Raw genomic sequence first — 19,263 nt, 5'->3', positions numbered from 1 at the left:
GATGCCCCGGATCGCGCCGGCGGCTTATTCCCCGCCGGGGATCAGCACCTGCCCCTCGGGCCAGCGCAGCGTGGTGGTCAGGGTGATGTCGCGTTCCTCGCCCGCGGCGATCTTGCCGTTCCAGACCAGCAGCCCCCGCTTGCCGTCCGGGTCGGTTTCATCGGGCTGGGGGCTGGCCGACCAGTCGACGCGCAGGTTTTCCTGGGTCGAGACCGGCACGCGGTCGATCACCCGCAGCGGCCATTCCTCGCCGGTCAGGTTCCGCACCTTCAGGATCGCGGTCTCGCGGCGTTCCGAGGATTTCGAGATCAATCCGCGGTTGCCCTCGATCTCGTCGGGGATGCGGCGCTCCAGCTTGATGCCGGTCAGCGGCCCGAAGCCCAGCTTCATCTCGTCCCCGGCAGCGGTCAATTGCAGCGCACCGCGGCCCACCATGGCGCCGTCGGCGTGGAAGGTCGCTTCGCCCGGCAGGATCACCGCGCCGGTGGAATTCACCGTGTCGGCGACCAGATAGGCGCTGTCGTCGCGGCGCGGCACCGCCTCGGCGACGATCTCGGGCGCCAGCTCATGCGAATCCAGCGGCAGGCGCAGCGCATCGGCTCCGTCGCGCATGTCCACCGGCGTCGGATAATCGTAGACCACGGTTTCGCCCACCAGGCCGGCCAGCGCCGAGCCGGCGATCCCGGACTCGGGGGCTGCCGCGGGATAGGCGCGTTCCATCGATTCCAGGGCGGCCGAATCCATCGCGGCTTCGGCCATCGGCGCGGCCGAGCGGCTGTAGAGCTTGGCCCCCGGATCGGCGATGCGGGGGAAATCCGGCTGCAGCTCGCTGGGGGCCGACTGGTCCATCGGCCGGGCGGTGGACAGGACCAGATGCACGCCCCGCCAGTCCTCGCCGGTATCCTGCCGCACCAGCAACCCGCGATCCAGCCGCAGCTTGCCTTCCTTGCGCTGCAAGGACAGGTCGTAGACCGGTTGCCAGCTGGCGCGATCGGTCAGGCTGGTGATGCGGATCCGGGCCGGCTGGCCCTGTCCCTGCACGGCGATCACCAGCGCGCCGCGATCCGCGTCCGGGCCGCGCAGCGCCGCGAGCCGGGCCTCGGCGCGGGCCAGGTCCTCGGCCAGTTCCTCGCGTCCCGCATCGGCGGCTTCGGCTTCGAGCCCGGCGCGGATGGCGGTCTGGCGCGCCTGCAGCAGCTGCTCGCCCACCACGCGGGTCAGCGCGGCGATATCGCCGGTGCCGGCGGCGTCGGATTCGGCCAGCTTCATCAGGAAGGCGATGGTGTCCTCGGCCGCCTCGGCCCGGGCCTTGATCCCCGCCACGCCGGCGTCGCGTTCGGCCAGCGCGGCCTTCAGGCGGCGGACCTCGTCCTCGGCGGCGCGCAGCTCGGGGGATTTTTCCGGGGTTTCGGGCAGGGCGCGTTCCTGCTGGAAGCCGGTCGCGCCGATCACCGCGCCCTCGGCGGCGATGCGCAGGCTGGCGGGGTCGATGCCTTCGGGAATGCCGGGGATCACCAGCTCATGCGCGCCGGCGGGCAGGTCCAGGCTGGCCTCGCGGGTGACGCCGGCGCCCCAGGGATAGACGGTGACCCCTGTCACGCGCGCTGTCGTCTCGATACGGTCGGCCAGGGCGGGGCCGGCCAGCAGGATGGCGGTGGAAATCAGCAGATGGCGCATCGGACCCCCTCGTCATGACCCGGCCAAGGTCCGCGAGGGAGGCGGGAAATGCAAGAGGGCGTCCCCGCGAACCCGCCGGGGCGCCCTCGGATATCCCTATCGGATCAGCCCTTCTTCAGGCAGCGATTACCCAGAAGCTCGGCGATCTGCACCGCGTTCAGCGCCGCGCCCTTGCGCAGGTTGTCGCTGACGATCCACATGTTCAGGCCGTTCTCCACCGTCACGTCTTGGCGGATGCGGCTGACGAAGGTGGCGAAGTCGCCGACGCATTCCACCGGGGTCGAGTAGCCGCCCGGCTCGCGCTTGTCGATGACCAGCACGCCCGGCGCCTCGCGCAGGATGTCGCGGGCCTCGTCCTCGTCCAGGAAATCCTCGAACTCGATATTCACCGATTCCGAATGCCCGACAAAGACCGGCACGCGCACGCAGGTCGCCGTGACCTTGATCGCCGGATCGACGATCTTCTTGGTCTCGACCACCATCTTCCATTCTTCCTTGGTGTCGCCGCTGTCCATGAACACGTCGATCTGCGGGATCACGTTGAAGGCGATCTGCTTCTGGAACTTCTTCGGCTCGACCTCCTGACCCGGGACATAGACGCCCTTGGTCTGGTTCCACAGCTCGTCCATGCCCTCTTTCCCGGCGCCCGAGACCGACTGGTAGGTCGAGACGACGACGCGCTTGATCCGGGCGCGGTCATGCAGCGGCTTCAGCGCCACCACCATCTGCGCGGTCGAGCAGTTGGGATTGGCGATGATCATCTTGTTGCGGTAATCCTCGACCGCGTCCGGGTTCACCTCGGGCACGACCAGCGGGATTTCGGGGTCGTAGCGATAGAGCGAGGAGTTGTCGATCACCACGCAGCCCTGCGAGGCGGCGATGGGCGCATAGGTCTTGGTCGCATCCGAGCCGATGGCGAACAGCGCGATGTCGTAGCCGGTGAAGTCGAACCCCTCGATGTCCTTGCATTTCAGGGTCTTGTCGCCATAGCTGACCTCAGTGCCAAGGCTCCGGCGCGAAGCCAGAGCGACAACCTCATCAGCAGGAAACTGGCGCTCGGCCAGGATGTTCAGCATTTCACGGCCCACGTTCCCCGTGGCGCCGGCGACAACGACCTTGTAGCCCATTGGGGTCTCCTTCAACAAAGGACGCCGCGATATAGGGGGTATTGCGGCAAAGGGAAAGCGAGATTTCGTCAAAACGCCCGATGATCTGGCAGGATTTCGGCTTAATGCCGACGAATCCGGCGATCTGCCAGCATGATTTCCCGCACCCACTCGGATTCCCCTTTGAAATCATGGGGAACCTGGTCGGCGGTCCGCCGGCCGGAAAGCGAGAGCGAGGCGAAGAAATCGAAGCCGAACAGGTCCAGCCGCGCCATTTGCGAGCGCGCGATCAGGTCGATCATCATCGCGCCGGTGGTGGGCGGGGCGCCCAGCCGGGCCTGCAGCGCCCGATAATCGGCCAGCGGATGCAGGTAGAAGCCGGGGCTGGTCGCCGTCCGCCAGTCCAGACGCTTGCGTTTGGGCGACATCCACAGGATGCGATCCGGCGCGATGCGGGCGCGGTCGGCCTGCGAAAGCCGCACGGCCAGCGCCAGCCAGTCGGTACGTCCGCCATGGCTTTCGGCCGAGGGCATCGGCGCGCCGTTGATGCGGATCACCAGATCGGCGGCGTCGATCCGCGCGCCGTGATCGGTCTCGGCCAGTGCGCGGGCATTGCCGACCAGCGCGACATGCTTGTCCCGCAGCGCCGCCAGCAGCCCGGCTTGCGGAACCGAAAGGCGTTGCAACGCGGATTCGTCCCGCAGGGTGCGGGCGACCAGGAAACCCAGCCGGGTCACGAAAGCAGCCCGCGATAGACCTCGGTGATGGCGCGGGCCTCGGCCTCGATGGCGTGATTCGCCTCGACATGGGTGCGGGCCGCCTGCCCCGCCGCCAGCCGCCCGGCATCGTCGTCCAGCCAGCGCGCCAGCGCCGCGGCCAGCGCCTCGGCATCCTCGCGCGGGACCAGGCTGCCGGTCTCGCCGTCGCGGATCAGCGTCTCGTAGGCGCCGGCACGGGCGGCGACGGTCGGCACGCCGCAGGCCGCGGCCTCCAGCGGGGTCAGGCCGAAGCCCTCCCAGCGGGCCGGCGCGGCGAAAAGGTCGATGGCCTGATAGTTGCGCACCACCTGTTCCCAGGGCACCTCGCCTAGGAAGCGGATGCGGTCCGAGAGGCCGGCCGCGGCGATCCTGGCCTTCTGTTCCTCGAAGAACGCCTGGTTGTCGGCGGTGACGCGGCCGGTGAAGATCAGTTTCGCGCGCGGGCGCTGGGGGAACAGCCGCAGCGCCGCCTCGACCAGCAGGTCGACGCCCTTCTGCGCCCGGATGCGGCCGAAACAGCCGATGACGATGTCGTCCGGGGCGAAGCCCAGCTCGGCCCGCAGCGCCGCGCGGTCGGCGGCGGGGTGAAAGACCGACAGGTTCACGCCATGCAGGATGACGGTGGCGGGACGTTCGAGATAGCGCGCGGCTTGCGGCGAGGTGGCGATCAGCGCGTCCTGGCGCCGGATCAGCCAGCGGGTGAAGCCGGTATGCCGGCGCTGCGCGGCCGAGGTGAAGAGCAGGCGATAGCGCCGCCGCAGCACATGCCGCAGGATCAGCCCCAGCGCCATTTCGGTATTGCGGCGCGCATGCCAGACCCGCCAGCGGTCGCGCGGCAGGCTGGCGGCGCGGGCCAGCGGGATATGCGGCAGGCCGGGCGGCAGGCCGGGGCCGGTGGCGACGATGCCGATCATCGTCGCCTGCACCGGGATCAGCCGCACCACGGTCGCCGTCACGCCCGACAGGCGGCGTTTCAGGTTCGGGGCGACCACGTCGATCCGGTCGGCGGCAATTTCAGGCATCGGGGGTCTCGGGCGTCAGGAAATACAACAGGAACCCCACCGTAAGCGGAATCAGGAAGAACAGGAACAGGGTGGAATAGGCCTCGGCGGCGCTGCCCTGCGCGGCGGCCCAGCCATAGACCGGGCGCGAGGCGAATTGCAGCACCCCCGCCCCGCCGATCGAGAACATGTTGAGGAATGTCACGCCCCGCCCCACCAAATGCGGCGGCAGAAAGGCGCGGCCATGCGCCATGAGCACGGTGTAGGTGGCGCCCGACAGCCCGACCAGCGCCAGAAGCGCCACCGACAGCGGCACGCTTTCGGCGGGAAACAGCCACAGCCCGGCCATGACCAGCACGCCCGCGCCGTTGGCGACCAGCGCCAGCCGGCGCAGCGATCCCGCCAGCCGCGTCGCCGGTCCGACCAGGAAGCTGCCGATCACCATGGCCACGCCCATGGCCAGCGTCGCCCGGCCGATCAGCTGGTCCGAGGCGCCATGCACCTCGGCCATGTAGGGCCCGGCCCAGAGGCCCCGGATCGCGGCCGAGGCGGCGTAATTGACCGAAAACAGCGGCAGGATGAACCACAGCGGCCGCAGCCGCAGAAGCTCGGCCAGCGAGCCGCGCGGGGCCGCTGCCGCCAGCCGCTCGGGGTCGCGGGTGAAGGCCAGGATCGCCAGCGCCACCGCCAGCGTGATCCCCGCCAGCGACCAGAGCGTCTGGCGCCAGCCGATGGCCTCGATCACCCAGACCAGCGGTGCGGCGCCCAGGATGTTGCCCATCGAGCCGAAGCCGACCACCGCCCCGGCCAGCGTGCCGAACAGCGCCGGGGGATAGTTGCGGGCGAAGATGTAATAGCTGCCCATCAGCGCCGGCGCGCAGCCGATCCCCATGAGCGCCAGCGAGACATGCAGATGCCAGGCCGCCTGCGCCAGCGCAAAGACCGCCGCCCCGCCCGCGCCTCCCAGCGCCAGCAGCGCGGCGACCGTCCAGCGCGGCCCGATCCGGTCCAGCGCCCCACCGATGGGCAGCTGCATCAGGGCGAAGGTCAGGAACCACAGCCCCGACGAGATCGCCAGATCCTCGGGTCCCGCGCCCAGCTCGGCCTGCAGGACCGGGGACAGCACCGCCAGGAAGGCGCGATAGAACTGGCTGAGCATATAGGCCAGGATCAGGCTGACGATCCCCGCCGACCACAATGCGCGCATGAACCGCCCCCCTTAGCCCTGCCGGGGCCGAGACTTGCCGATTGCCCGGCGGGGCGCAATGGGCCGCGCGACGGATTTGCCGCGGCGCGCAGCGCGCCCGCCGCATGAGGCCGCGCCCGCCCGCGCCTGCCTATGCCCGCCCGGGGCCGCATCGCCGGGGCCGGGCGGAAGGGGCCGCCGGAGACCGCGGCGCGATCCGGCCGGCTTCGGCTGCTATTCGGTCTTCAGCTCGGCATCCCAGGCGGTCAGGGGCGCCTCGCTCCATTCGCCATAGGTGGCGTTGGGCAGCACGATCCAGTCCGCGCCGAAACGCGCCCGGTTCTCGTCCACCTTTTCGCGCTTGGTCGCGGTATCGGCCTTGTGGAACACGCCGTCGAAATCGTGCAGCGTGTCGCCCAGCAGCAGCACGATCTGGTGATCCTCCGAGACCACGGCGCGCCGCTCGACCTTGGTGGTGCCGTAAAGCAGCACGTGATCCTCCGAGACCTGCGGCAGGCCCAGCTCGTTCAGCGTGGCGATGGTCGCGGCCTTGTTCTCGCCGAACCGGTCCGAGATGTAATAGATCGCCACCCCGGCCTTGTCGGCATGGTCGAGGAACTCCCCGGCGCCGGGGATCAGCGTGGGCTTGCCGTCGCGCTCCCAGAAGCCCCAGGTGTCTCAGCTGTCGTATTGGTGGCATTCCTGCATGTCGCGCACCAGAAGCGGGGTGTTGTCGATCACCGTCTCGTCCAGGTCGGTGACCACGGCCAGCTTCGCCGGATCGTCGGCCTTGGCGACGGCGGCGTCCAGCCGTTCGGTCGCCAGCGCGAAGGCCTGCAGTTGCAGGGCCCGGACCTCGGCCGATTGCTGCTGATAGCGCAGCCCCATGGCGAATTCCCGGACCTGGCATTGCGGCATCTGCGCGGCGTCCTGCGCGAGGGCGGCGGGTGCGATCAGCACCGATGCGGTCAGGCCCAGCGTCAGGCGGCGGGCAAGGCGGTTGAAGGTCATCGAACTCTCCCTGTTCTGCGTCGGCGCTTTCTGCGCCTGACCGCGAAGGCTAGGGTTTGTTGATTGACCAGTCAAACAAAAACCGGCAAGTCAGGCCGGGGCCAGCCGCGCCGGCGTCTCGCGCACCGGCAGATGGATCAGCGCGCTGAAGGCGCCGACCCCGACCCCGACCCACCAGACCAAGGTGTAATCGCCGTAGATGTCATACATCTTGCCGCCCAGCCAGACGCCCAGGAACGAGCCGAGCTGGTGGCTCAGGAACACGAAGCCGTAAAGCGTGCCCATATAGCGCAGCCCGTAGATATAGGCGACGAGCCCCGAGGTCAGCGGCACGGTGGCCAGCCACAGCCCGCCCATCACCAGAGAGAACACAATGACGCTGGTCGGCGTGATCGGCATCAGGATGAAGGCGGCGGCGGCGATGGTGCGCAGCGTATAGATCCCGGCCAGCAGGTATTTCTTGGTATAGCGTTTCCCCAGCCAGCCCGCGAAGATTGCCCCGGCGATATTCGCCAGTCCGATCAGCGAGATGGCGGCGGCGCCAAGCGCCGAGGTGGTGGTGATGCCGATGCTGGCCAGCGTGCCCATCGGGCTGATCGGACCGCACATCTCGGTCACCATGGCGGGGAAATGTGCGGTGATGAAGGCCAGCTGGTAGCCGCAGGAAAAGAACCCGGCAAAGATCATCAGATAGGACGGGTCGGTGAAGGCGCGCTTGAGCACCGAGCCCATGCTCTCTTCCAGCTCGCCGCGGCTGGCGGGCTTGCCGCCGCCCAGCATGGGCAGGAAGAACAGGCAGGCCAGCACGATCACCCCGAAGATGATGAACACGCTCTGCCACGGGTAATGCATCAGCAGCGCCTCGGCCAGCGGCGCGCCGAAGACCTGCCCGGCCGAGCCGGCGGCGGTGCCGATCCCCAGCGCCAGGCTGCGGTTCTCGTCGCTGGCGGCGCGGCCGATCACCGCAAGGATCACGCCGAAGCCGGTGCCGGCGATGCCGAAGCCGACCATCACCTCCAGCAATTGCATGGCCAGCGGGTCGGTGGCGTAGGCCGTCAGGATCAGCCCGGCGGAATAGAGGAAGGCGCCGATGATCACCGACCAGCGGTCGCCCCAGCGTTCGGCCAGGGCGCCGAAGATCGGCTGGCCGATGCCCCAGGCCAGGTTCTGGATGGCGATGGCCAGGCTGAACTCGGCCCGCGGCCAGCCGAATTCCTGCGCGATGGGGATCTGGAAGACGCCGAAACTGGCCCGCAGGGCGAAATTGATCAGCAGGATGATCGAGCCGCCGACCAGCACCGAGGTGAACAGCGGCGCGCGCATTGCCTTGGACATGTTGTCCCTCCCTCTCGCAGCCTGCAATTCCTGCGCCCGGGCGGCGGCCGCGTCAATGGCGCTGATTGCCTGAATCGGGCGGCGGCGTTAGCCTTGGGTTCAAGGCGATGCGGGGAACTCGATGTATCAGGTGATCGGAACCGGCAAGAGCCGCGCCCTGCGCGTGCTCTGGATGCTCGAGGAACTCGGCCAGCCTTATGAACATGTCGCGGTGAACCCGCAGACCGAAGGGGTCCGGCCCTTCAACCCGGCGGGCAAGGTGCCGGTGCTGGTGGTGGACGGCACGCCCATCACCGATTCCACCGCCATCCTGACCTATCTGGCCGACAAGCACGGGGCCCTGACCCATCCGGCCGGCAGCCTCGACCGGGCGCGGCAGGACAGCCTGACGCAATTCGTGCTGGACGAATTCGACGCCGCGCTGTGGCTGGCGGCGCGCCACAGCTTCGTGCTCCCCGAGGAGATGCGGCTGGCGGCGATCAAGAACACCCTGCGCTGGGAATTCGAGCGCAGCCAGCGCACCCTGGTGCATCGCATGGCCGAGGACGGCTTCCTGATGGGCGAGCGCATGACGGTGCCCGACATCATCCTGGCGCATTGCCTGACCTGGGCGCTGACGGCGCGCTTTCCGATCACCGAGCACCGGCTGACCGATTACCTCCAGACCATGCGGGCCCGCCCGGCCTATCTGCGCGCCGCGGCCAGGTAGGCGGCGGCGCCCTGCCCGGCCAGCCGCCCGGTGGCAAGGCAGCCGGTCAGCAGATAGCCGCCGGTCGGCGCTTCCCAGTCCAGCATCTCGCCGGCGGCGAAGACGCCGGGCAGCGCCTTCAGCTCCAGCGCATCGGTCAGGCTGTCGGCACCGATCCCCCCGGCCGAGGAAATCGCCCGCTCGATGCCCATCGGCCCCTGGTGCCGCAACCGCAGCGCCTTGGCGCGCATGGCCAGCCGTTCGGGCTCGGCGGGCAGCGGCCGGCCCCATTCCATCAGCAGCGCCGCGCGGATCGGATCGCCCAGCACCCGCCGCAGCCGGTTGCCGACCGACAGCTTCGCCGGCACCATGGCGAAGCGCCGCGCCAGCTCCTCGGGCGCCAGGTCCGGAGCCAGATCGACGAAAGCCTCGGCCCCGTCCCGCATCGCGGCCGCGACCTCATAGATCCCGCCGCCTTCGATTCCGCCTGCGCTGACGACCCATTCGCCGCGTCCGACCCGGTCCCCGACATGCAGCGCCACGCCCTTGACCGCCCGGCCGAAATGCCGGGCCATCTGCGCCGACCAGGCGGCGCGAAAGCCCATGTTCGCCGGCCGGAACGGCACCATCGCGACACCCTTCCCGCGAAGCCAGGGCACCCAGGCGGCGTCCGAGCCCAGCCGCGGCCAGCTCGCGCCCCCCAGCGCCAGCACCACGACCCGCGGCCGCAAGATCTGAACCCCGCCCGGCGCCTCGAAGCGCCAGCCGTCGCCGTCAAAACCGCTCCAGCGCCAGCGCGTCCGCAGCTCGACCCCCAGGTCCGCCAGCCGCGCCAGCCAGGCCCGCAGCAGCGGCGAGGCCTTCATCCCGACCGGAAACACCCGCCCGGTCGAGCCGGTGAACAGCTCCACCCCCAGCCCGCGCGCCCAGGCCATCACCGCCTCAGGCCCGATTTCACCGTTTTCCAAATACTCCGGGGGAGTCCGCAGGACGGGGGCAGAGCCCCCATAATGCGCCGCAAACGCCGCGAACGGCTCGGCCTTGGTCAGGTTCAGCCCGGATTTCCCCGCCATCAGGAACTTGCGCGCCGGGGTCGGCATGGCCTCGGACACGACGACCCGCGCGCCCTGCCCGGCCAGCACCTCGGCCGCCATCAGCCCGGCGGGGCCGGCGCCGATCACCAGGGCCTGCATCAGCGCCCGCCGCGCGGCATCATGCAAAGCCGCAACAGCATCCGCTCCATCAGCGCCATGGCCGGTGCCTTCGAGGACGAGCGCAACGCCAGATCGGTCTCGATCAGCTGGTGGACCGCATCCTCCAGCGCCCGCATGCCCCAGTCCTGCGCCTGCCGGATCATGCGGTCGCGGCGCGGGCCGAAGACCGGCGGCCGCAGCCGCGACAGCCCGGCTCCCGGCCCGCCGGGGTCCGAGGCGCCGGCATGCAGCCCGCGAAAATGCCGCAGCGCCGCGATGCACAGCGTCACCGGGGCGATGCCCTGCCCCTCGATCCGCCGCATCAGCGTGCCGAATTCGCGCGCCCGGCCCTCGGCCACGCAGTCGATCAGCTCATCGACCTCGGCCTCGATGGTGGCCGGCGCCAGCGCGGCGATCTCGGCGGGCGTCAGCGGTTCGGGGTCGCCATGCTTGTAAAGCCCGATCTTTTCCACCGTCTGGCGGAAATCGCCGGGATCGAGGGCGCGGGACAGCGCCATCAGGTCGCGCATCGCGTCGCGCGGCACCTCGCGCAGCCCGGCCTCATGCAGCCAGCGGCCGACCTCCTCCTCGCCGGGCGGGTCGTCATAGATCGGCGCGGTCACGGCGGCGGGATGCGGCTCGAAAAGCTTCCTCAGCGCCGAGGACTTGCCCAGGCTCCCGGCCGCGACCACGATCACCGCATCGCCGCTTTTCCATTCGGCAATGGCCGTGGCGACGGCCGGCGCCGCCGCATCCGGCGCATCATCGACCAGCACCACGCGCTGGCCCGGAAAGAAGCCTACCGCCTTCACGGCATCCAGCAGCGCCGCAGGGTCCTTGCGCAGGTCGGCGCCGGGAATGCGGGTCAGGCGCATCTCCTCCTCGGCGCCGGGGCCGACCAGCGCCTTGACCGCCTCGGCCCGCTTCAGCGCCACCCGCATGGCGTCCTGGCCATGGATCAGCAGCGCCGGGCGCGTCGGATCGGGCCGCGCCAGATAGCGTCCGATCTCGGCGCCCTTCAGGATCATGGCACCGCGTCGGGCTGGACGGCCAAGAGCCGCGTCACCACCTGGTCGGCCAGCATCCGCGCCAGCCGCTCATGCGCGTCCTGTTCCGCCGCCATGGTGGCGATGGTGGTGCCGGTGGTGGAATAGGAGGTGAAGCTGCTGACCTGCCCGCGCGTCACCTCGCGGCCGGTCGCGGCCTCGGTCAGGGCGAAGTCGGCGGTGCCGTTCAGCGCGTAGCGGGTCGTCACCTCGTCGGGGGTGATCGCCTGCGGCACCACGGCGATGCGCAGCCGGTAGTCGAGCAGGAAGCGGGCCTCCGTATCCGGACCCAGCCGTTCGGCGATGCGGCCGGCGAAGCTGAAGTCGTCCGGCGTCTTGGGATCGGCGGTGCGGACCTTGCCGAAGAGCTTGCCGCCGGTGCCGCCCGGCCCGTAGACGGGGGAAAAACCGCAGGCGGCCAGCGCCAGCCCGGCCAGGATCACGCTGCGCCTAGACCACGACATTGACGATCCGCCCCGGCACCACGATCAGCTTCTTGGGCGGCTGGCCCTCCATGAAGCGCCGCACGGTTTCGTCGGCCAGCACGATGGCCTCGATTTCTTCCTTGGGCATGTCCTTGGGCACCTCGATCTCGGCCCGGCGCTTGCCGTTGATCTGGATCGGCAGCACCACGCTGTCGGAAACCAGCAGCGCCGGGTCCGCCTTGGGCCAGGCGGCATCGACCACCATGCCTTGCCCGCCGGCCTTCGCCCAGATCTCTTCGGCCAGGTGCGGCACCATGGGCGCCATCAGCTGCGCCATGATGCGCAGCGCCTCGCGCCGGCTTTCGCCGCCCGCGCTCGACTTGCCGATGCTGTTTGCCAGCTCATAGATCTTGGCCACCGCCTTGTTGAAGGCGAAGCCCTCGATGGATTTCGTCACCTCGTCGATGGCGCGATGCGCGGCGCGGGTCAGGTCGGGATCGGCCCCGCCCTCGGGGATCTCGTCGGCGAGCCGCCAGACCCGGGCGAGGAAGCGGTTCGCGGCCTCGGCCCCGGCGGCGGTCCATTCCACGTCCCGTTCGGGCGGGCTGTCCGAGAGCATGAACCAGCGCGCCGTATCGGCGCCGAAATTGGCGACGATATTGACCGGATCGACGACGTTCTTCTTGGATTTCGACATCTTGGCCGAGGGAATGATCTCGACCTCGGTGCCGTCGGCCAGCTTGCCGTCCACCACATCCTCGGGCAGGTGATAGACCGGGCGGCCGCGCTCGTCCCGGGTCATGTAGATCTCATGCGTGACCATGCCCTGGGTGAAGAGCGCGTCGAACGGCTCCCTGGCGCTTTCCGGCAGGTGGCCGGTCTTGACCATGGCGCGGGCGAAGAAGCGCGAATAGAGCAGGTGCAGGATCGCATGCTCGATGCCGCCGATATACTGGTCGACGTTCATCCAGTAATCGGTCTCGGCACGCTCGGTCGGCGTCGTCGCGTGCGGCGCGGTGAAGCGGGCGTAATACCAGGACGAATCGACGAAAGTGTCCATGGTGTCCGTCTCGCGCCGCGCCGGGCCGCCGCATTGCGGGCAGGTGACGTTGCGCCAGGTCGGATGCCGGTCCAGCGGGTTGCCGGGCACGTCGAAGCTGACGTCCTGCGGCAGCAGCACCGGCAGATTCGCCTTGGCCTCGGGCACGGTGCCGCATGTCGCGCAATGCACCACCGGGATCGGGCAACCCCAGTAACGCTGGCGCGAGATGCCCCAGTCGCGCAGGCGGAATTTCGTCACGCCCTCGCCATAGCCCTTGGCCTCGGCATGGGCGATGGCGGCATCCACCGCCGCCTCGCCGGTCTGGTCGGCCGGACCGGCAAAGCCGCGCACATAGGTCACGGTTTCGGATTTCAGCGGCACATAGGGCGCTTTCGCCACCAGCGCGTCGGCCTGTTCCAACGTCATGCCCTTTTCGCCGAAGGTGGCGCGGATCGGCAGCCCGTATTTCGTCGCGAATTCGTGGTCGCGCTCGTCATGCGCCGGAGAGCCGAAGATCGCGCCGGTGCCGTAATCCATCAGCACGAAATTCGCGATCCAGATCGGCAATTGCCAATCCGGGTCCAGCGGGTGGCGCACCGTCAGCCCGGTGTCGAAGCCCAGCTTCGGCGCGGTCTCGATGGCTTCCTCGGTCGTGCCGATCTTGCGGCATTCCTCGACGAAAGCCGCGACCTTCGGATCCCTGGCCGCCAGCGCCTTGACCAGCGGGTGATCCGGCGACAGCGCCACGAAGCTCGCGCCCATCAGCGTGTCGGGGCGGGTGGTATAGACCTCGATCTGCGGGAAATCCGGCAGGTTCACGGTGTCGAAGCGGAATTGCAGCCCGCGCGACTTGCCGATCCAGTTGGCCTGCATCAGCCGCACCTTTTCCGGCCAGCCCTCCAGCCCGTCCAGCGCCGTCAGCAGCTCATCCGAATAGTCCGAGATCCTGAAGAACCACTGCGTCAGTTCCTTGCGCTCGACCGTTGCGCCCGAGCGCCAGCCCTTGCCATCGATCACCTGCTCGTTGGCGAGCACGGTCATGTCGACCGGGTCCCAGTTTACCTGCGCCGACTTGCGGGTGATCAGCCCGGCCTCCAGCATGTCCAGGAACAGCGCCTGCTGCTGGGCGACATAGGCGTCGTCGCAGGTGGCGAATTCGCGGCTCCAGTCGATGGACAGGCCCAAGGGCTTCAGCTGCCCGCGCATGGTGGCGATATTGCCATAGGTCCAGTCGCGCGGATGGCCGCCCTGCTCCATCGCCGCATTCTCGGCCGGCATGCCGAAGGCGTCCCAGCCCATCGGATGCAGCACGGAAAAGCCCTGCGCGCGCTTGAACCGCGCCACCACGTCGCCCATCGTGTAGTTGCGCACATGCCCCATATGGATGCGCCCCGAGGGATAGGGGAACATTTCCAGCACGTAATACTTGGGCCGCTCGTCCCGGACGGCGCGGAACGTATCGGCCTGCTCCCACGCCTCTTGCCAGCGCGGTTCGCTGATTGCGGGATCATAGGGCATGGATACCTCCGGGCGTCAGATTGCCCGCAGGGTATTAGCCGCTTGCCCGATGCAGGTCCAGCGGGGTCGATGCGGCCTTACAGGTTGCGGTCCTGCACCCGCAGCTGCCGGGCGCGGGTCAGGATCGCGTCCTCGACCGCGCGCACCGTGTCGGGCGCCACCGCCGCGCCGCCCGCACCCTGCAGCGAGACCTTGAGCGCGCGCGCGTCCAGCGAGGGGTCGCTGACCTTGACCGTGGCGCGATAGGCGCGGCCGCCGCCGGGCGGCGTGCCGTAGCCGGTGACGATGACGCCGGTGAAGGGATCGATGGACTGGATCGGCAGGAAGTTCAGCACTTCCAGACTGGCGTTCCACAGGTAGCGGTTCACCGCCACCGTGTCGTTCGGGTTGCGGCGATTCGAAAACACGTCCCAGATCGTGGATTCCCGCTGCGGTTGCGCGGCCTGGGTCTGGCGTGCTCCGCCGGGGCCCGAGCCCGGCCCGCCGGAACAGGCGGCGAGTCCCGCCGAGATCAGCAGGGCGGCGGTCAGCCGTGCGGCGCGTCTGGTCATCTGATGTCCCCCGGATCGTCCTTGCGCGAGCCATAGCGCAATTCTGCCCCTTGCGACAAGAGAGCCCGCGCCCGGGCCGGGAATGCCCCCGGCGGATGATATGGCACGCGCGCGCGAGGCGGCCCGAACCGGCATGCCGGGGCCGCGGCGAACGGCGTTGCAACGGGGTGTGGCCCATGTGCATCACAGCATTCCGGAAACAGGCGAAACGGCTCTGATTTCGTTGCAATGCCGGGGGGAAAGCGCGACACAACAGGCATACCCCAAGCCGGTATTCCGGGGTGGGGCACACGAGAGAGACAAGAGGGAAAACCATGAAAAAGTTTCTTTTTGCCACCACCGCACTGGTGATGACCGCCGGCGTCGCCGCCGCCGAAGTCGCCGTTTCGGGTGACGGCCGCATGGGTCTGATCTACGACGGCGACGATGTCCAGTTCTCCAGCCGCGCGCGCGTGACCTTCACGCTGACCGGCGAGTCGGATGCCGGCCTGTCCTTCGGTGGTTCGTTCCGCGCCGACCAGGAAAGCGACTACACTGCTGGCAACACTGGGTCCAGCCGTTCGGCTGCCCGCGGCACTGCCGGTGCGGTCTGGATCTCGGGCACCTACGGCAAGCTGTCGATGGGTGACGTTGTCGGCGCCGCGGAGGCCGCGATCGGCGACCTGCCGGAAGTCGGCTACACCGCGGGTGAGTTCGGTGGCGACGTCGAAGAAATCAGCTTCCTGGTCGGCGACGGCGAGAACGAAGACCAAGGTCCGACGCTCCTGTACGAATACACCGTCAACAACATCTCGTTCTACGCCTCGGCCACCGATGGCTCGAACGTTGCCGGCCCGGGCGTTGTCGGCCGCAGCACCGACTTTGACCCGATCACCGGCGACCAAATCGACACCGCCGACACCGCCTGGTCGCTGGCGGCCAAATATGAAGGCTCGAACTTCTGGGCCGCGCTGTCCTACTCGGACAACGGCGACGACAGCGAAATCGGTCTGGCCGCCGAAGGCAAGTTCAACAACTTCGCCATCAAAGGCGTGTACATGGACTACAGCATCGACTCGATCGCCGACGCTGACGCCAAGACCTACGGCCTGGGCGCGACCTACCAGATGGACGCGCTCACTGTGAAAGGCTTCTGGCGTCGCGATGAGGTCGAAGTTGCAGGCGTGGACGCGGATTTCGACTCGTTCGGCATCGGTGCTGATTACGACCTGGGCGGCGGCGCCGTTCTGGCCGGTGGCATCATCGATACCGACTACCTCGACGACACCGTTGCCGATTTCGGTATCAAGTTCCGCTTCTGATCCTTCGGGATACGGAATTCGGGAAGAGCGGGCCTTGCGCCCGCTCTTTTCTTTTGGGATGCATGCCGCCATGGGACTGGATGAGATCAGGCGCCGCGTCGCTGCGGCCGAGGCGGCTGCGGGACGCGCGGCGGGCGAGGTCACGCTGATCGCCGTCAGCAAGGTGCAGCCGGCCGAAAGGGTCGAGGCGGTGCTTGCCGCCGGACAGCGCGTCTTCGGCGAGAACTACGTGCAGGAGGCGGCCGGGAAATGGCCGGCCTGGCGCCAGCGTTTTCCGGGGATCGAGCTGCACATGATCGGTCCGCTGCAGACCAACAAGCTGAAACCGGCGCTGGAGCTTTTCGACGCCATCCACACGCTGGACCGCCCTTCGCTGGCCGGCAAGCTGGCCCGGCACGTGCAGCAGCGCGGCCGCTGTCCGCAGCTTTTCGTTCAAGTGAACACCGGTGCCGAACCGCAGAAGGCCGGCGTCCTGCCGGACGAGGCGGACAGCTTCGTCGCCCAATGCCGGGCGCTGGACCTGACGCTGGCGGGGCTGATGTGCATCCCGCCCGAGGATCAGGACCCGGTGCCGCATTTCCGTATCCTGCGCGAGATCGCCCGCCGCAACGGCCTCTCGGGTCTGTCGATGGGCATGAGCGGCGATTTCGAGGCCGCCATCGCCGAGGGTGCCAGCCATGTCCGCATCGGCAGCGCGATCTTCGGCGCCCGCGACTACGGCTAGGGCCGGGCAGGGCGCGTTAACCCTCTCTTTACATTGGGGATGCGGTGGCGACCGCGACGGGTTATGTTGCCCGTCAGGGTTGTGTGATTCGTTTGGACCTTGTCATGTTGTTGCTTGGTAGTTTGATCAGTTTGCTGTTTGTCGGTTTGGCCGTGGACGTGACCGCGATGACCCGCTCGCCCGGGGGCGAGGGTGAACCCGATCCGCCCGAGGACCCCGATCCCGACCGGCCCGGCGGCCTGGTTCTTGAAGGCAGCGAGGGGCCGGACTGGCTGGCCGGAACCGATGGCGACGACCTGCTGGTCGGCCATGGCGGCAATGACGACCTGCATGGCGGTCCGGGCAATGACACGCTGCGCGGCGGCGACGGCACCGACTGGATCTATGGCGATGGCGATTACGGCCCGGGCGGCGACGATCTGATCGAGGGCGGCGCGGGCGGCGATTTCCTGGCCGGGCAGGGCGGCAACGACACCGTGCACGGCGGCCCCGGCAACGACACCCTCTTCGGTGGCGAGGGCGACGACCTGCTGACCGGCGGCGACGGGGACGACTGGATCTCGGGCAATGCCGGCAACGACACGCTGGTCGCCGGGCGCGGCGAGGACGACCTGGACGGGGGTGATGGCGACGACCTGCTGATCGGCTCGGCCCATCCCGACCGGGCCTGGCTGCATGGCGGCGCGGGCAACGACACGCTGCATCCCGGCATCGGCGATTTCGCCGAGGGCGGCGAGGGCGAGGATCTGTTCCTGCTCGACGCTCTGGGCGAGGAGTTGCAGGTCCCCGGCGAACACGTGCCGATCATCGCCGATTTCGACGCGCTTCAGGACCGGATCGAGCTGCGCTATCAGGAAGCGGGCCATGGCGTGCCGCCGCTGCTTACGCTGGAACGCGATGCCGACGGCTCGGCCATGATCCGCCTGGACGGGGTGGCGGTGGGCCGGGTGCTGCAGGCGGCCGGGCTGCGCGCCGCCGATATCGCCCTGACCCGGATCGACCCCGGCGCCTGATACGCCGCCGGGACCGGAAAACCCTTTCCTTTTCGGCCGATTCCGCCTATACGCCCGCATCCGCCGGATCATTCCGGCGGGTATCTCCACGGGCCTGCGCTGGACGACATCCCGGCCTGAGCCATAACCCCTTGTTTCTGAAAGGAGCCCCCGATGTCGATTACGGTTGAGGAAAAGAATCGCGTGATGACCGAATTCGCGACCAAGAAGGGCGACACCGGCTCGCCCGAGGTCCAGGTCGCCATCCTGTCCTCGCGCATCGCCACGCTGACCGAGCATTTCAAGACCCACAAGAAAGACAACCATTCGCGTCGCGGTCTGCTGAAGCTGGTCGCGCAGCGCCGCAAGCTGCTGGACTATCTGAAGCGCAAGGACGAAGCCCGCTACACCGCGCTGATCGGCAAGCTGGGCCTGCGCCGCTGATCCTTGGCGGCTTTTTTCGGCTGCGCTGAAGCGCGCCTGCCATGCGTCACCGGGCGCCCGCGGCGAAAGCTGCGGGCGTTTGCATGTCCGGAAGGGCCGCGCCTGCCGATTCGCGGGCAGGTCCGCTGGCCGTCAATTAAAATCCAAGAAACTGAATTCTGGATTCTTAACGCCCGGCGTCTACCGTGGGACCCGTTTACCAGACGGAGACTTGTCATGTTAATCAGCTCGCTGTTCAAACCCCCGCCCCTGCAGACAGCCGCCGCGCAGCCATCCCTGTTGCAGGGCGTGGTGAATACCGTGGACACGCTTGTCGGGTCGCTTCTGGAACCGGCGCCGGCACCTTCGTCGGCAGCGGGATCGGTCGGCGAGGGCGGGGTTCGCTTCGATTTCTCGCAAGAGGTCATGCAGGCCGCATCCGCCGCGCCGGAAGCGGCGTCCGCGCCGGTGGCGAATCCGGCGGCCCCTGCTGCAGCGCAGCCGGCTGCGCCAGCCGATGCGGACGTGCCCGCCGCTGCCACCCCCGCGGCGGCGCCGGTGATCGCCGAGGCCGCCAGCGGGACCGCGGCGGCCCCGGCGCTGACGGTGCCGGTGGGCGCGGCGAAGGCCGAAATCCCGGCGCCCGCCGCCTCGGCCGTCCGGACGGCGGCGGAGGCCGTCGATGCCGACCCCGATGCCGAGGCGCTGGCCCGCGCTTGGGCGATCAGGGCGCAGGCCCGCGAAAGCGCGCAGGGCGTGATCGACCGCCTCGTTTCTCGGGACAGCCGACCCTGGCCGACGGATGTGGTCAGCGACAGCGCCGTCCGGAACGAGGCCCGGCCGGAGACTTTGGCCAAGCTCTGATCCTCTGGGCCGGGCCGGGCTGCGGGCGGTGCCGATCCGCTGCCCCGCTTCGATTTGCTGCGAAAGGGCAGGCGCGGCGGCCCGATGCGCGGCGGGACGGCCCGCCCGGCGCGGGGACGGCGAAAAGGTCCCGCCACTTCGCCGGCCCCTGCGGCAGCGGTGCTGCGAACCGGGCGGGCCGGCGCGGCTGACGGGATCCTTCGAGGCTGCGCCGGCGGCGGCGGGTCAGGGTGCGGTCGGCCGGCAGCCCGGGGACGATGGCGGAACGGACAAGCCGCGCGCCGTTCCGGCAGGCGCAAGCCACTTCCCATATCCCTTGTTTTCCTGTATGGGGCGTCCCCATCTGTGACGTGACGCCAGGCCCCGGGGCACATGCGAAGGATAGGGGCGGCGGCAATGGGGCCGCCATTTGACACGGGGCG

At 69.0% G+C, this 19,263-nt stretch carries 17 protein-coding genes and 1 pseudogene; 6 read left to right on the top strand and 12 right to left on the bottom strand.

Annotated features, from left to right (window positions below; genetic code table 11):
* Window positions 1–24 precede the first annotated feature (24 nt).
* The 7 genes and pseudogenes from LOS78_RS07530 to LOS78_RS07500 all read right to left on the bottom strand — a co-directional run bounded on the left by LOS78_RS07530 (window position 25) and on the right by LOS78_RS07500 (window position 8,074).
* Window positions 25–1,677: a DUF4139 domain-containing protein gene (locus LOS78_RS07530; RefSeq protein ID WP_028711702.1), complete on the bottom strand. Its 1,653-nt coding sequence runs from the start codon at window positions 1,675–1,677 to the stop codon at window positions 25–27.
* A 104-nt stretch (window positions 1,678–1,781) separates the two neighbouring features.
* On the bottom strand, window positions 1,782–2,804 hold the full coding sequence (locus LOS78_RS07525; protein ID WP_230377853.1) for an aspartate-semialdehyde dehydrogenase: 1,023 nt from the start codon (window positions 2,802–2,804) through the stop codon (window positions 1,782–1,784).
* Window positions 2,805–2,905: 101 nt separating this feature from the next.
* A complete protein-coding gene (locus LOS78_RS07520) occupies window positions 2,906–3,520 on the bottom strand; it encodes a glycosyltransferase family 29 protein (RefSeq protein ID WP_230377852.1) in 615 nt (204 codons plus the stop codon).
* Window positions 3,517–4,563, bottom strand: coding sequence for a glycosyltransferase family 4 protein (locus tag LOS78_RS07515; protein WP_230377851.1), 1,047 nt, complete (start codon window positions 4,561–4,563; stop codon window positions 3,517–3,519). Before LOS78_RS07515 ends, LOS78_RS07520 begins: the two co-directional genes overlap by 4 nt.
* Window positions 4,556–5,749 carry an MFS transporter gene (locus LOS78_RS07510; protein WP_028711698.1) on the bottom strand — a complete coding sequence of 398 codons (1,194 nt, stop codon included), beginning with the start codon at window positions 5,747–5,749 and terminating at the stop codon, window positions 4,556–4,558. The genes LOS78_RS07515 and LOS78_RS07510 overlap by 8 nt, the downstream gene beginning before the upstream one ends.
* Before the next feature lie 213 nt (window positions 5,750–5,962).
* Window positions 5,963–6,616: pseudogene (locus LOS78_RS07505) on the bottom strand (5'-nucleotidase, lipoprotein e(P4) family).
* Window positions 6,617–6,829: 213 nt separating this feature from the next.
* Window positions 6,830–8,074, bottom strand: coding sequence for an MFS transporter (locus LOS78_RS07500; protein ID WP_230377850.1), 1,245 nt, complete (start codon window positions 8,072–8,074; stop codon window positions 6,830–6,832).
* 121 nt (window positions 8,075–8,195) lie between these two features.
* Here LOS78_RS07500 and LOS78_RS07495 point away from each other — a divergent pair, with 121 nt between their 5' ends.
* Window positions 8,196–8,783: a glutathione S-transferase family protein gene (locus LOS78_RS07495; protein WP_028711695.1), complete on the top strand. Its 588-nt coding sequence runs from the start codon at window positions 8,196–8,198 to the stop codon at window positions 8,781–8,783.
* On the opposite strand, the gene LOS78_RS07490 is transcribed toward LOS78_RS07495, so the two are convergent.
* From LOS78_RS07490 to LOS78_RS07470, 5 genes are all read right to left on the bottom strand, one after another.
* Complete coding sequence (locus tag LOS78_RS07490) at window positions 8,759–9,955, bottom strand: TIGR03862 family flavoprotein (RefSeq protein ID WP_230377849.1); 1,197 nt, start codon at window positions 9,953–9,955, stop codon at window positions 8,759–8,761. The two genes, LOS78_RS07495 and LOS78_RS07490, sit on opposite strands and share 25 nt — an antisense overlap.
* A complete protein-coding gene (gene holA / locus LOS78_RS07485) occupies window positions 9,955–10,983 on the bottom strand; it encodes a DNA polymerase III subunit delta (protein WP_028711693.1) in 1,029 nt (342 codons plus the stop codon). Before holA ends, LOS78_RS07490 begins: the two co-directional genes overlap by 1 nt.
* The gene (gene lptE, locus LOS78_RS07480) at window positions 10,980–11,465 is read right to left on the bottom strand and encodes an LPS assembly lipoprotein LptE (RefSeq protein WP_028711692.1); all 486 of its coding nucleotides are present in this window, start codon (window positions 11,463–11,465) and stop codon (window positions 10,980–10,982) included. The genes holA and lptE overlap by 4 nt, the downstream gene beginning before the upstream one ends.
* On the bottom strand, window positions 11,452–13,986 hold the full coding sequence (gene leuS / locus LOS78_RS07475; RefSeq protein ID WP_230377848.1) for a leucine--tRNA ligase: 2,535 nt from the start codon (window positions 13,984–13,986) through the stop codon (window positions 11,452–11,454). The genes lptE and leuS overlap by 14 nt, the downstream gene beginning before the upstream one ends.
* Window positions 13,987–14,063: 77 nt before the next feature.
* A complete protein-coding gene (locus tag LOS78_RS07470) occupies window positions 14,064–14,537 on the bottom strand; it encodes a DUF3576 domain-containing protein (RefSeq protein WP_028711690.1) in 474 nt (157 codons plus the stop codon).
* A gap of 314 nt (window positions 14,538–14,851) precedes the next feature.
* Between LOS78_RS07470 and LOS78_RS07465 the strand changes: the two genes are divergently transcribed.
* From LOS78_RS07465 to LOS78_RS07445, 5 genes are all read left to right on the top strand, one after another.
* Complete coding sequence (locus LOS78_RS07465; protein WP_230377847.1) at window positions 14,852–15,838, top strand: porin; 987 nt, start codon at window positions 14,852–14,854, stop codon at window positions 15,836–15,838.
* Between the two features lie 70 nt (window positions 15,839–15,908).
* Window positions 15,909–16,562, top strand: coding sequence for a YggS family pyridoxal phosphate-dependent enzyme (locus LOS78_RS07460; RefSeq protein ID WP_028711688.1), 654 nt, complete (start codon window positions 15,909–15,911; stop codon window positions 16,560–16,562).
* 167 nt (window positions 16,563–16,729) lie between these two features.
* Complete coding sequence (locus LOS78_RS07455) at window positions 16,730–17,575, top strand: calcium-binding protein (protein WP_230378547.1); 846 nt, start codon at window positions 16,730–16,732, stop codon at window positions 17,573–17,575.
* Between the two features lie 153 nt (window positions 17,576–17,728).
* Entirely contained in the window at window positions 17,729–17,998 is a 270-nt protein-coding gene (gene rpsO / locus LOS78_RS07450; protein ID WP_028711686.1) for a 30S ribosomal protein S15, read from the top strand.
* A gap of 216 nt (window positions 17,999–18,214) precedes the next feature.
* Window positions 18,215–18,841 carry a hypothetical protein gene (locus LOS78_RS07445; protein ID WP_230377846.1) on the top strand — a complete coding sequence of 209 codons (627 nt, stop codon included), beginning with the start codon at window positions 18,215–18,217 and terminating at the stop codon, window positions 18,839–18,841.
* Window positions 18,842–19,263: the final 422 nt, after the last annotated feature.

Origin of the sequence: Paracoccus sp. MA, assembly GCF_020990385.1 — a bacterium.
Classification (GTDB): Bacteria; Pseudomonadota; Alphaproteobacteria; order Rhodobacterales; family Rhodobacteraceae; genus Paracoccus.
The sequence above is the reverse complement of the archived record's forward strand: the minus strand, read 5'-3'. Positions and strand labels throughout refer to the sequence as shown.